Source organism: Mycobacterium sp. GA-2829, assembly GCF_001499965.1.
Classification (GTDB): domain Bacteria; phylum Actinomycetota; class Actinomycetes; order Mycobacteriales; family Mycobacteriaceae; genus Mycobacterium.
In genome coordinates this window covers 1-12,556 of record NZ_LQIT01000045.1, presented here as the reverse complement: position 1 = coordinate 12,556, position 12,556 = coordinate 1, and the positions used below count along the sequence as shown (strand labels likewise).

At 70.8% G+C, this 12,556-nt stretch carries 12 protein-coding genes and 1 pseudogene; 11 read left to right on the top strand and 2 right to left on the bottom strand.

The annotated features are described in order from the left end of the window. Positions 1 to 8: 8 nt before the first annotated feature. The 7 genes and pseudogenes from AU194_RS23180 (at position 9) to AU194_RS23150 (ending at position 8,963) form a co-directional block, all read left to right on the top strand. A complete protein-coding gene (locus AU194_RS23180) occupies positions 9 to 464 on the top strand; it encodes a GNAT family N-acetyltransferase (protein ID WP_059091773.1) in 456 nt (151 codons plus the stop codon). Then, on the top strand, positions 461 to 2,323 hold the full coding sequence (locus tag AU194_RS23175) for a VWA domain-containing protein (protein ID WP_059091613.1): 1,863 nt from the start codon (positions 461 to 463) through the stop codon (positions 2,321 to 2,323). Before AU194_RS23180 ends, AU194_RS23175 begins: the two co-directional genes overlap by 4 nt. Positions 2,324 to 2,334: 11 nt before the next feature. Beyond that, positions 2,335 to 2,949, top strand: coding sequence for a cob(I)yrinic acid a,c-diamide adenosyltransferase (cobO, locus tag AU194_RS23170; protein ID WP_059091612.1), 615 nt, complete (start codon positions 2,335 to 2,337; stop codon positions 2,947 to 2,949). Positions 2,950 to 2,953: 4 nt separating this feature from the next. Beyond that, positions 2,954 to 4,315: a cobyrinate a,c-diamide synthase gene (locus AU194_RS23165; RefSeq protein ID WP_059091611.1), complete on the top strand. Its 1,362-nt coding sequence runs from the start codon at positions 2,954 to 2,956 to the stop codon at positions 4,313 to 4,315. Then, a complete protein-coding gene (gene cobA / locus AU194_RS23160; RefSeq protein WP_059091610.1) occupies positions 4,312 to 5,508 on the top strand; it encodes a uroporphyrinogen-III C-methyltransferase in 1,197 nt (398 codons plus the stop codon). Before AU194_RS23165 ends, cobA begins: the two co-directional genes overlap by 4 nt. 33 nt (positions 5,509 to 5,541) lie before the next feature. Continuing rightward, a pseudogene (locus AU194_RS23155) lies at positions 5,542 to 7,121 on the top strand (MFS transporter). Positions 7,122 to 7,208: 87 nt separating this feature from the next. Further along, positions 7,209 to 8,963 carry a proline--tRNA ligase gene (locus AU194_RS23150; protein ID WP_059091608.1) on the top strand — a complete coding sequence of 585 codons (1,755 nt, stop codon included), beginning with the start codon at positions 7,209 to 7,211 and terminating at the stop codon, positions 8,961 to 8,963. A 5-nt stretch (positions 8,964 to 8,968) separates the two neighbouring features. Here AU194_RS23150 and AU194_RS23145 read toward each other — a convergent pair whose 3' ends face one another. Both AU194_RS23145 and AU194_RS23140 read right to left on the bottom strand, forming a co-directional pair. Further along, the gene (locus tag AU194_RS23145) at positions 8,969 to 9,436 is read right to left on the bottom strand and encodes a ferritin-like domain-containing protein (protein WP_059091607.1); all 468 of its coding nucleotides are present in this window, start codon (positions 9,434 to 9,436) and stop codon (positions 8,969 to 8,971) included. Next, on the bottom strand, positions 9,433 to 9,966 hold the full coding sequence (locus AU194_RS23140; protein ID WP_157576449.1) for a hypothetical protein: 534 nt from the start codon (positions 9,964 to 9,966) through the stop codon (positions 9,433 to 9,435). The genes AU194_RS23145 and AU194_RS23140 overlap by 4 nt, the downstream gene beginning before the upstream one ends. Before the next feature lie 142 nt (positions 9,967 to 10,108). Between AU194_RS23140 and rimP the strand changes: the two genes are divergently transcribed. The 4 genes from rimP to AU194_RS23125 all read left to right on the top strand — a co-directional run. Further along, on the top strand, positions 10,109 to 10,672 hold the full coding sequence (gene rimP, locus AU194_RS23135; protein WP_059091606.1) for a ribosome maturation factor RimP: 564 nt from the start codon (positions 10,109 to 10,111) through the stop codon (positions 10,670 to 10,672). Next, complete coding sequence (gene nusA / locus AU194_RS23130) at positions 10,669 to 11,709, top strand: transcription termination factor NusA (RefSeq protein WP_059091605.1); 1,041 nt, start codon at positions 10,669 to 10,671, stop codon at positions 11,707 to 11,709. Before rimP ends, nusA begins: the two co-directional genes overlap by 4 nt. Then, a complete protein-coding gene (locus AU194_RS33065) occupies positions 11,699 to 12,142 on the top strand; it encodes a YlxR family protein (protein WP_369804203.1) in 444 nt (147 codons plus the stop codon). Before nusA ends, AU194_RS33065 begins: the two co-directional genes overlap by 11 nt. 78 nt (positions 12,143 to 12,220) lie before the next feature. Then, positions 12,221 to 12,556, top strand: a 336-nt coding sequence (locus AU194_RS23125) for a translation initiation factor IF-2 N-terminal domain-containing protein (protein WP_197417719.1), incomplete at its 3' end; no start/stop codon positions are given.

The following is a 12,556-nucleotide window of genomic DNA, read 5'->3' as shown; positions in this document are numbered from 1 at the left end:
GGGTGGCGATGACGGTCGCGCTGCGGCGGAGCTGGGCCAAGGACCTGGACGCCGCGACGCTCTACGAACTGCTCAAACTGCGGGTGGAGGTGTTCGTCGTCGAACAGGCCTGCCCGTACCCGGAACTCGACGGCCGTGACCTGCTCGCCGAGACCCGGCACTTCTGGCTGGAGGGCTCCGACGGCGAGGTGGTCTCGACGCTGCGTCTGATGGAGGAACATCCGGGCGGGCAGAAGGGCTTCCGCATCGGACGCGTCTGCACCCGGCGCGACGCCCGCGGCCACGGCCACACCGCGCGGCTGATGCAGGCCGCGCTGGCCGACGTCGGCGACCACCCGTGCCGCATCGACGCCCAGACCTACCTCGAAGCCATGTACGCCCGGCACGGATTCGTCCGTGCCGGTGAGGAATTCGTCGAAGACGGGATTCCGCACGTGCCGATGCTGCGGCCGGGCGCGCCGTGACCGCACCGGTCTACCCGTTCAGCGCGGTCGTCGGTCACGACCGGCTACTGCTGGCCCTGCTGCTGTGCGCGGTGCGTCCCGAGATCGGCGGTGTGCTGATCCGCGGCGAGAAGGGCACCGCGAAGTCGACCGCGGTTCGCGGTCTGGCGCAGATCCTGTCGCGCGTCGACGGCGGCGCCCTCGTCGAACTGCCGATCGGCGCCACCGAGGACCGCGTCGTCGGCTCGCTGGACCTGCAGAAGGTGCTGCGCGACGGCGAACACGCGTTCTCGCCCGGTCTGCTCGCGCGGGCCCACGGCGGGGTGCTGTACGTCGACGAGGTCAACCTGCTGCACGACCATCTGGTCGACGTGCTGCTCGACGCGGCGGCGATGGGGCGTGTACACGTCGAACGCGACGGCATCTCGCACAGCCACGAGGCCCGGTTCGTGCTGATCGGCACGATGAATCCCGAAGAGGGCGAACTGCGTCCGCAACTGCTCGACCGGTTCGGGCTCACCGTCGACGTGGCGGCCTCCCGCGACGTCGACGTCCGCGTCGAGGTGATCCGCGCGCGGATGGCGTTCGAGGCCGATCCGGTCGGGTTCGCCGACCGCTACGCCGGCCGGGACGCCGAACTCGCCGCCCGGGTGGCCCGAGCACGGGCGCTGGTCCCGTCGGTGGCGTTGCCCGACAACGAGTTACGCCGCATCGCGGCGCTGTGTGCGGCGTTCGACGTGGACGGGATGCGGGCCGATCTCGTGGTGGCGCGCACCGCGGTCGCGCACGCCGCATGGCGGGGGAGTGAAACCGTCGGCGAAGAGGACATCCGGGTGGCGGCCGAACTCGCGCTGCCGCACCGGCGCAGGCGTGACCCGTTCGACGATCCGGGCCTGGACCCCGAGCGGCTGGACGAGGCGATGGCCCAGGCCGGGGACTCCACCGCGGCCGAACCCGATCCGGACCCGGACCCGCTGCCGGATCCGCCCGGTGGTGGCGGGGCCTCGGAGTCGTCGGGGTCATCGGGAAACGCTGCACCGCAACGTAATTCGTCGACCCAGACGCGCAGCAGCGGTGACCCGTCCGCGGTGTTCAAGACCAAGGCCCTGGTGGTGCCGGGCGTCGGCGAGGGGGCGCCCGGGCGGCGGTCGCGCGCGCGCAACCGCACCGGCACCGTCGTCAAGGCCACCACCGACACCGAGACCGGGCATGGGCTGCACGTGTTCGGCACGCTGTTGGCGGCCGCGGAGAGCCAGCGCACCCCGGGCCGTCCCCGCCTCGGCGCGCAGGACGTCCGCCGCGCGGTCCGCGAGGGTCACGAGGGCAACCTGGTGGTGTTCGTCGTCGACGCGTCCGGGTCGATGGCCGCGCGCGACCGGATGGCCGCGGTCAGCGGTGCGACGCTGTCGCTGCTGCGCGATGCCTACCAGCGGCGCGACAAGGTCGCCGTCGTCACGTTCCGTCAGCGGCAGGCCTCGGTGCTGCTGCCGCCGACGTCGTCGGTGTACATCGCCAGCCGTAGGTTGTCGCGGTTCGACACCGGCGGCAAGACCCCGCTCGCGGAGGGGTTGCTGGCCGCCCGCGACATCGTCGTACGGGAGAAGGCCCGCGACCGCGCCCGCCGCTGTCTGGTGGTCGTGCTCACCGACGGCCGGGCCACCGGGGGACCGGACCCGCTGGGCCGTACCCGCGCCGCGGCCGCCCGCCTGGTCGCCGAGGGCGCGGCGGCCGTGGTGGTCGACTGTGAGACGTCGTTCGTGCGGCTGGGGCTGGCCGAAGAACTCGCCGCGGCGTTGCGGGCGCCCGCCGTGCGGCTGGCCCACCTGCGCGCCGACGATCTCACCCGGGTGGTCACCCAGACCGACCGCACCGCCGCCTAACGGAGGAAGTCATGCCGCAAGGCCGTCCCGTCACCGTCCCCGACGACGGGTTGACCACCCGTGCCCGGCGCAACGCGCCGCTGCTCGCCGTGCACACCGGCCCCGGGAAGGGCAAGTCCACCGCGGCGTTCGGGATGGCGCTGCGGGCGTGGAACCAGGGCTTCTCGATCGCGGTGTTCCAGTTCGTGAAGAGCGCCAAGTGGAAGGTCGGCGAGGAGGCGGTGTTCGGTGAGCTCGGTCGCCTGCACGACGACCACGGCACCGGCGGCCCGGTCGAATGGCACAAGATGGGGTCGGGATGGTCCTGGTCGCGTAAGGCGGGCAGCGAGGACGACCACGCGGCCGCGGCCGCCGACGGGTGGGCCGAGATCCGCCGCCGCCTCGCCGAGGAGCGCCACGACTTCTACGTCCTCGACGAGTTCACCTACCCCCTGAAGTGGGGCTGGGTCGACGTCGACGAGGTGGTCGAGGCGCTGCGCGCGCGCCCGGGCCGCCAGCATGTCGTGATCACCGGCCGCGACGCACCGCAGGCGTTGATCGACGCCGCCGACCTGGTGACCGAAATGACCAAGGTCAAGCATCCGATGGACGTCGGCCGCAAAGGTCAGAAGGGCATCGAGTGGTGACCCGGTGAGCGTTCCCGCCGTCGTGATCGCCGCACCCGCCTCGGGTAGCGGGAAGACCACCGTCGCAACGGGTTTGATGGGTGCGCTGCGCCGCGCCGGACACACCGTCGCACCGTTCAAGGTCGGCCCGGACTTCATCGACCCCGGCTACCACGCGCTGGCGACCGGACGGCCCGGCCGCAACCTCGATCCCGTCCTGGTGGGGGACCACCGCATCGGCCCGCTGTACGCGCACGGCACCGCGAGCGCCGACATCGCCGTCGTCGAGGGCGTCATGGGACTGTTCGACGGCCGCATCACCACCGAGATGACCGGTCCGGCAACGGGTTCCACCGCGCACGTGGCGGGTCTGCTCGGTGCGCCGGTGATCCTCGTCGTCGACGCCCGCGGCCAGAGTCACAGTATCGCCGCACTGCTGCACGGGTTCTCGACCTTCGACCCGCAGACCCGCATCGCCGGTGTGGTGCTCAACCGGGTCGGCTCACCCCGCCACGACGAGGTGCTCCGGCAGGCCTGCGAACACGCGGGACTGCCGGTGCTCGGGTCGATCCCGCGCACCGAGGCCCTGGCGGTCCCGTCGCGCCACCTCGGCCTGGTCACCGCCGTCGAACACGGCCGCGCCGCCCGCGACGCCGTGGCCGCGATGACCGACCTGGTGGCCCAGCACGTCGACCTCGATGCTGTCGTCGGCAGCGCGCGCGCCACGGTCACCGACCCGCCGTGGGATCCGGGCGTCGAGGCGGGCCCCGGCATCCGGGTGGCGCTGGCCGCCGGTAAGGCGTTCACCTTCGGCTACCCCGAACACGGGGAACTGCTGCGCGCGGCGGGCGCCGAGGTCGCCGAATTCGACCCGATGACCGAGGAACTGCCCCCCGACACCGCGGCGCTGGTGATCCCCGGCGGCTTCCCCGAACAGCACGCCGCCGACCTGTCGGCGAATACCACTGTGCGACACCAGATCCGGCACCTCGCCGAGGCCGGTGCGCCGATTCACGCCGAATGCGCGGGGCTGACCTACCTGGTCGACGACCTCGACGGGCTGCCGATGTGCGGGGTGCTGTCGGGTTCGGCACACTTCACCGAACGGCTGACGCTGGGCTACCGACAGGCCGTCGCGACCACCGACTCGGCGCTGCACCGTGCGGGGGAACGGGTCACCGGTCACGAGTTCCACCGCACCGCGGTCACATTCGCCGACCGCTACGAACCGGCCTGGCACTTCGGCGGCCGACCGTCCGGGCTCGCCACCGACGGCGCGGTGCACCGCGGCGTCCACGCGGGCTACCTGCACACCCACCCGGCCGCCCACCCGCACGCGATCGCCCGCTTCGTCGCGTCGGCCGCACGCTCTAAGCTCGCCGGGTGACCGATAACGCGTACCTCGTCGGCCTGCGTCTGGCGGGCAGGAAGGTCGTCATCGTCGGCGGCGGCACGGTCGCGCAGCGCCGGCTGCCGCTGCTGATCGCCAACGGCGCCGACGTGCACGTGATCGCCAGGGCCGCCACGCCCGCGGTCGAGGCTATGGCGGGAATCACACTGACACTGCGCGACTTCCGCGTCGGCGACCTCGACGGCGCCTGGTACGTGATCGCCGCCACCGACGATCCCGAGGTCAACGCCGCCGTCGTCGCCGAGGCGGAGCGCCGCCACATCTTCTGCGTGCGCGCCGACGTCGCCCGCGAGGGCACCGCCGTCACCCCGGCGTCCTTCGAGTACGAGGGGTTGTCGGTGGGGGTGCTGGCCGGCGGCGAGCACCGCCGGTCGGCGGCCATCCGCTCGGCCATCCACGAGGCGCTCGCCAGCGGGCTGATCTCCGGTGAGGACCCCGACGCACCGGCCACCGGCGTCGCACTCGTCGGCGGGGGACCCGGCGACCCCGAACTGATCACCGTCCGGGGGCGGCGCCTGCTCGCCCAGGCCGACGTCGTCGTGGCCGACCGGTTGGCGCCCCAGGAACTGCTCGCCGAACTGCCGCCGCACGTCGAGGTGATCGACGCCGCCAAGATTCCCTACGGCCGCGCCATGGCGCAGGACGCCATCAACCAGGTGCTGATCGACCGCGCCTCGGCGGGCAAGTTCGTCGTCCGCCTCAAGGGCGGTGACCCGTTCGTCTTCGCACGGGGGTACGAAGAGGTGATCGCGTGCGTCGAGGCGGGTGTTCCGGTCACCGTCGTACCGGGTGTGACCAGCGCCATAGGCGTGCCCGCGCTGGCCGGTGTGCCCGTCACGCACCGCCATGTCACCCATGAGTTCGTGGTGGTCAGCGGCCATGTTGCGCCGGACCATCCCGAATCGTTAGTCAATTGGGATGCGCTCGCCGCGCTCAGCGGGACCATCGTTTTGCTGATGGCGGTCGAACGGATCGAGTTATTCGCCAGAGTGCTGATCAACGGCGGTCGACCAGCGGAAACACCGGTGATCGTGGTTCAGCACGGCACCACCACCGCGCAGCGGACTTTGCGGGCGACGCTCGCGGATGTCTCGGAACGGATGAGTGCCGAGGGCATTCGACCGCCTGCCATCATCGTGATCGGGGCGGTGGCGGCTTTCGGCGGATAAAAGATCTCTAAGAGTACTGTAAGGTAACTCGTTATGACGGCTCTCAACGACGCAGAGCGCGCGTCCACGGTTCTAGATGTGGAAGCCGAGCAGAGCGGGTACAGCCGATGAGTGTGGAGCACACGACTGTGACAGGACCCAGCAAGACACCGACCTGGTTGCCGTCGCGGCGCTTCTTCGCCGCCGTGATCGCAATCGCCGGCATGCAGTTGCTGGCCACCATGGACAGCACGATCGCCATCGTCGCGCTGCCGAAGATCCAAGACGAACTGTCTCTCTCCGACGCCGGACGCAGTTGGGTCATCACCGCCTACGTGCTGACGTTCGGCGGTCTCATGTTGCTCGGCGGGCGCCTCGGCGACACCATCGGCCGTAAGCGCGCGTTCATCGCCGGCGTCGCGCTGTTCACCATCGCCTCGATCCTGTGCGGTATCGCCTGGAACGAGGCCACCCTGGTCACCGCGCGCCTGCTGCAGGGCATCGGCGCCGCGATCGCCTCGCCGACCGGCCTCGCGCTGGTCGCCACCACCTTCCCCAAGGGACCCGCCCGCAACGCCGCCACCGCCGTGTTCGGCGCGATGACGGCCGTCGGCTCTGTCATGGGCCTCGTGGTCGGCGGTGCGCTGACCGAGGTCTCCTGGCGCTGGGCCTTCCTGGTCAACGTGCCGATCGGCCTGGTGATGATCTACCTGGCTCGCACCACGCTGCGCGAGACCAGCAAGGAGCGGATGAAGCTCGACGCCGCGGGCGCCATCCTCGCCACGCTGGGCTGCACCGCCGCGGTGTTCGGCTTCTCGATGGGCCCGGAGAAGGGCTGGCTGTCACCGATCACGATCGGATCGGTCTGCGCCGCCCTGGTGTTCCTGCTGATGTTCATCATCGTCGAGCGCACCGCCGCGAACCCGGTCGTCCCGTTCGACCTGTTCAAGGACCGCAACCGGCTGGCCACGTTCGCCGCGATCTTCCTGGCCGGCGGTGTGCTGTTCACGCTCACCGTGCTGATCGGCCTCTACGTGCAGGACATCCTGGGCTACAGCGCGCTGCGCGCCGGTGTCGGGTTCATCCCGTTCGTCATCGCGATGGGCATCGGGCTCGCGCTGTCGTCGCAGCTGGTCTCCCTGCTACCGCCGCGTGTGCTGGTTATCGCCGGTGGTGTGCTGGTGCTGGGCGCGATGATCTACGGGTCGACGCTCAACCGCGGCATCCCGTACTTCCCGAACCTCGTCGTCCCGATCACCGTCGGCGGTATCGGTATCGGCATGATCGTCGTCCCGCTGACCCTGTCGGCCATCGCGGGTGTCGGGTTCGACCGCATCGGCCCGGTATCGGCGATCGCGCTGATGCTGCAGAACCTCGGCGGACCCGTGGTGCTCGCCGTCATCCAGGCCGTGATCACCTCGCGCACGCTGTACCTCGGCGGCACCACCGGTCCGGTCAAGAACATGGACGACACCCAGATCGCCGCGCTCGACGCCGGCTACACCTACGGGCTGCTGTGGGTGGCCGCGGTGGCCGTCCTCGTCGGCGGTGCGGCGCTGCTGATCGGCTACACCAGCCAGCAGGTCGCCCACGCGCAGGAAGTCAAGGACGCGATCGACGCCGGAGAGCTTTAGCTCGACATCGGGCTTGGGAGAGCTTTAGCTTTAGCGAGCTCTGACCGCGGCCGTCGGTCGCCGAGCCGCCGACTAAGGTAATCCGCTGTGATCACCCGCATGTCCGAGCTCTTCCTCCGCACCCTGCGTGACGATCCCGCCGACGCGGAGGTGCCCAGCCACAAGCTGCTCATCCGGGCCGGCTACGTCCGCCCCGTCGGCCCCGGCCTCTACACCTGGCTGCCGCTGGGCTTGCGCGTGTTCCGCAAGATCGAGCAGATCGTCCGCGACGAGATGACCGCGATCGGCGGGCAGGAGATCCTGTTCCCCGCCCTGCTGCCGCGCGCCCCGTACGAGACCACCAACCGCTGGACCGAGTACGGCGACACCCTGTTCCGGCTCAAGGACCGCCGCGACAACGACTACCTGCTGGGGCCCACCCACGAGGAACTGTTCACGCTCACGGTCAAGGGAGAGTACAGCTCCTACAAGGACTTCCCGCTGATCCTGTTCCAGATCCAGACCAAGTACCGCGACGAGGCCCGCCCCCGGGCGGGGATCCTGCGCGGGCGCGAGTTCGTGATGAAGGACTCCTATTCGTTCGACGTCGACGACGACGGCCTCAAGACCGCCTACCACCTGCACCGCGAGGCGTATCAGCGGATCTTCGGCCGCCTCGGCGTGCAGTACGTGATCGTCTCGGCGGTGTCGGGTGCCATGGGCGGCAGCGCGTCCGAGGAGTTCCTCGCCGAGAGCGAGGTCGGTGAGGACACGTTCGTGCGCTGCCTGGAGTCCGGCTACGCCGCCAACGTGGAGGCGGTGCTGACCCGGGTGCCCGACCCGCTGCCGATCGAGGGTCAGCCCGAGGCGGTCGTGCACGACACCCCGGACGCCCCGACGATCGCGACGCTGGTCGACTGGGCCAACAGCGCCGACCTGCCGAGCTTCGCCGGCCGTGCGGTCACCGCCGCCGACACGCTGAAGAACGTGCTGCTCAAGGTCCGCGAACCGGGCGGGGAGTGGGAACTGCTGGCCGTCGGCGTGCCCGGCGACCGCGAGGTCGACGACAAACGGCTCGGGGCGGCGCTGGAACCGGCCGAGTACGCCCTGCTCGACGACGCCGACTTCGCCAAGCATCCGTTCCTGGTCAAGGGCTACGTCGGCCCGAAGGCGCTGCTCGAGAACGGGGTCCGCTACCTGGTCGACCCGCGGATCGTGGACGGCACGGCGTGGATCACCGGCGCCGACGCGCCCAACAAGCACGTCGTCGGCCTGGTCGCCGGCCGCGACTTCCATGCCGACGGCACCATCGAGGCCGCCGAGGTGCGTGACGGCGATCCGTCCCCGGACGGCGCCGGACCGCTGGTCAGCGCGCGCGGGATCGAGATCGGCCACATCTTCCAGCTGGGCCGCAAGTACACCGAGGCGTTCAGCGCCGACGTGCTCGGCGAGGACGGGAAGCCGGTCCGGCTGACGATGGGCTCCTACGGCATCGGGGTCTCGCGGCTGGTTGCGGTCGTGGCCGAACAGCAGCACGACGAGCTGGGGCTGCGGTGGCCCTCGGAGGTCTCGCCGTTCGACGTGCACGTCGTGATCGCCAACAAGGACGACGGCGCCCGCACCGGGGCGACCGAGCTGGCGGCCGAACTGGACCGGCTCGGCCTCGAGGTGCTGCTCGACGACCGGAAGTCCTCACCCGGTGTGAAGTTCAAGGACGCCGAACTGCTCGGGATGCCGTGGATCGTCGTGGTCGGCCGCGGCTGGGCCGACGGCGTGGTCGAACTGCGCAACCGGTTCAGCGGTGAGAAGCGCGAGATCGCCGTCGACGGCGCCGCGGCCGAGATCCTCGCCGCCGTGCGGTAGCGCCGTTACTCGGAACCGCCCGGGAACGCGACGGTAACCGGGGCGGTGCCGACGATCCGCGTCCAGCGTGCGGCCGCGACGGCCGACTCGGTGAGCGCCGTCAGGCCGAAGGTCCGGTCCTCGGTGGCGGTGGCCTGCTCGACGACCGCCCGCCACGCCGTCGCACCGTCCTGCTCCATCCGGACCGCCAGCTTGGCGGCGTCGCGCGGATCGTCGACGCGCATCGGCACCCGATAGCCGGGTGCGGGCAGCGGCGGGGTCACCTGCTGCTGTTCCAGCAGCGCGATCGCGGCCTCCCGACGCTCGCGGTGTTCGGCGATCGACGCCGACACCAGCGGGTTCATCTCCGGAGTCGCGTGCGCCGACACCAGCCCGTAGCCGTAGATGGTGGCGTGTTCGGTGGCGATCGCATCGTAGAGCGCGCCGGCCGCGACGTCGGCGGGCCGCGACGGGGTGGGCTCGGCTGAGGTCACGGTGCGTCCTTGGCGGGGGTCAGCGCGACCTGGTACGCCGCGGTGCAGGAGGCGGCGATCGAACCGAGCAGACCGGCCCGGTACCCCGACATCTGCGCGGCGAGCCCGGTCGCGCTCTCGGCGGACTGCCGCAGCGCCCCGATGACCTCGCGCACCGTGGCGGGTTTCGCCGGCGCGGCGGTGCTGCTCGACGGGGTGGTGGTGGGCGCCTCGGTGCCGACGAGGCGGGTCAGCTCGTCGACGAGCGCCTGGGCGTGCGCATCGCGTTCTGCGGCCACCGCGGTCAACGTCTGCTTCAGCGGTCGCGGCGCGGTCGTGGCGGCGTCGGTGGCGAGGCTGCTGTCCGCGCGGGCCCGGTCGAGTTGGGCGCGCAGCTCGTCGACCTCCGGCGGCGGGGGCGGGGAGCCGCAGCCCGCGGCGGTGACGCCCAGCGCCGCCAGGGTCGCGGCGCCGACCAGCAGACGGCGCCTGCTCACCTGTCCGGCGTCGGCGGCGGTTTCGGTGACGGGGGCGCTCGGCACGAGCAACATCCTGCCATTGCCGCCGAGACGGCTGCCGCGTTCGCCGCGTCCCCCTGCGCGCCTGGCGTATCGTGAGTAGTCGATTCCGGCGGCTGTCATACGCCCGGCCGCCGGGCGACGCGTCAGGACAACTCAAGATGAGGAGCTCGCCGTGGCACCGGAGCCGAAGTTGCGGCCGGCGGGGTTGCCGTCGCAGGAGCAGGTGATGGAGCTACTCGACGGCGAGTTCGCGCGCGCCGGATACGAGATCGAGAACGTCATCATCGACGGCGGGGCACGCCCGCCGCGCATCACCGTCGTCGTCGACGGGGACCGTCCGCTCGACCTGGACACCGTCGCGAGCCTGTCCCGCTCGGCGTCCGAACAGCTCGACCGCATCGAGGGGTCCGTGGACGCGGCGACCTACGTCCTCGAGGTCACCTCGCCGGGGGTGGACCGGCCGCTGACCGCCGCCAAGCACTTCCGTCGGGCCCGCGGCCGCAAGGTCGAGTTGACGTTGTCGGACGGATCCCAGCTCACCGGTCGCATCGGTGCGCTGACCGACGACGAGAGTGCGGTGGCGGTCGTGGTCCGCGAAGGCGCGCGCGCCAACTTCTCCGTCCGGGAGTTGCCGCTGGAAGGAATCGTCAAAGCCGTTGTCCAGGTGGAGTTCTCACCACCGAGCCAGCGTGAGCTGGAGTTGACCGGCCAACCGGGAGAGGAGGCCGGAGCATGAACATCGACATGGCGGCCCTGCATGCCATCGAAGCGGACAAGGGGATCTCGGTCGACGTCGTCGTCGAGACGATCAAATCGGCGCTGCTGACCGCCTATCGCCACACCGACGGTCACCAGCCCGATGCGCGCATCGACATCGACCGCCGCAGCGGTGCGGTGAAGGTGATGGCCCGGGAGACCGACGCCGACGGGAACGTGATCCAGGAATGGGACGACACCCCCGAGGGGTTCGGCCGGATCGCCGCCACCACCGCGCGCCAGGTCATCCTGCAGCGCCTGCGCGACGCCGAGAACGAGAAGAACTACGGTGAGTTCTCCGCGCGGGAGGGCGACATCGTCGCCGGCGTCATCCAGCGCGACGCCCGCGCCAATGCGCGCGGTCTGGTCGTCGTGCGGATGGGCAGCGAGGTCAAGGGCAACGAGGGTGTCATCCCGGCCGCTGAACAGGTGCCCGGCGAACGCTACGAACACGGCGACCGGGTGCGCTGCTACGTCGTCGGGGTCACCCGCGGCGCCAGGGAACCGTTGATCACGCTGTCGCGGACCCACCCGAACCTGGTGCGCAAACTGTTCAGCCTCGAGGTCCCCGAGATCAACGAGGGCTCGGTCGACATCGTCGCCGTCGCCAGGGAGGCCGGCCACCGGTCGAAGATCGCGGTCGCCTCGCGGGTGCCGGGTCTCAACGCCAAGGGCGCCTGCATCGGCCCGATGGGCCAGCGCGTCCGCAACGTGATGAGCGAGCTGTCCGGCGAGAAGATCGACATCATCGACTACGACGAGGACCCGGCCCGATTCGTCGCCAACGCGCTGTCGCCGGCCAAGGTCGTCTCGGTCACCGTCATCGACGAGCAGACCCGGGCCGCCCGGGTCGTCGTTCCCGACTTCCAGCTGTCGCTGGCGATCGGCAAGGAAGGTCAGAACGCCCGGCTGGCGGCCCGGCTCACCGGTTGGCGGATCGACATCCGCAGCGACGCCGCACCGGCCGATCACCGGCCCGAGGTCGACGCTCCGCATCCGGCGGCGCGTGATCGATAGCACCGCCGATATTGCACGGCCGTTTCAGTTCGCGGCGGCCGGGGCGGTAGAGTGGATCGTGAGCCAGCGCGAGAATCCGGTATCGCCGCAACGAAGCACACCAGCCGCCCCGACGGGGCCCGTGCGGACCTGTGTGGGGTGTCGGAGGCGAGAGTTGGCCGTCGAACTGCTTCGAGTGGTCGCTGTGGTGGACGGGAATGGCAATTGCGCCGCAACCGTTGACACGGCGGGTAATCTGCCCGGACGGGGTGCCTGGTTGCATCCCGACGCGCAGTGTCTACACGCGGCGATCCGGCGGCGAGCGTTCGTCAGAGCGTTGCGAATCACCGGTTCACCGGATCTATCCGCGGTGATCGAGCACGTCGAGGGTTTCTCGGCGGGTTCGCCTCACCCGGCAAGAGAACAGGTAGCGAAGAACATGAGCACACCGTGAAGTCCCGATGACCATGCGTCATAGCTAAACCGAGGCGCGGCGCCTACCACCGCTGTCGCCTCTAGAGATGGAGATGTAGTGGCAGGTAAGGCTCGCGTGCACGAGTTGGCAAAGGAACTCGGTGTCACCAGCAAGGAACTCCTCGCAACGCTCAAAGAGCAGGGCGAGTTCGTCAAATCAGCCTCGTCGACGGTCGAGGCACCCGTAGCGCGCCGGTTGCGCGAGAAGTTCGACAAACCCGCACCCGCGAAGAGCGCAGGCAACGGCACACCCGCCGCCCCGGCCGCGCCGGCCACCTCCGCGACGCCCGCCACTGCGGCCGCCGCGGCAGCGCCGACCCCGGCCCCGCCGGCACCCGCGAAGCCGGCGGCCCCCAAGCCCGCCGCACCGCAACCGCCCGCACCGGCGCAACCC

Coding starts and splice junctions, on each gene's coding strand:
- AU194_RS23140 (WP_157576449.1), bottom strand. CDS start 9,966: ATGTTGCTCGTGCCGAGCGCCCCCGTCACCGAAACCGCCGCCGACGCC.
- cobO (WP_059091612.1), top strand. CDS start 2,335: ATGCCGCAAGGCCGTCCCGTCACCGTCCCCGACGACGGGTTGACCACC.
- nusA (WP_059091605.1), top strand. CDS start 10,669: ATGAACATCGACATGGCGGCCCTGCATGCCATCGAAGCGGACAAGGGG.
- AU194_RS23180 (WP_059091773.1), top strand. CDS start 9: ATGACGGTCGCGCTGCGGCGGAGCTGGGCCAAGGACCTGGACGCCGCG.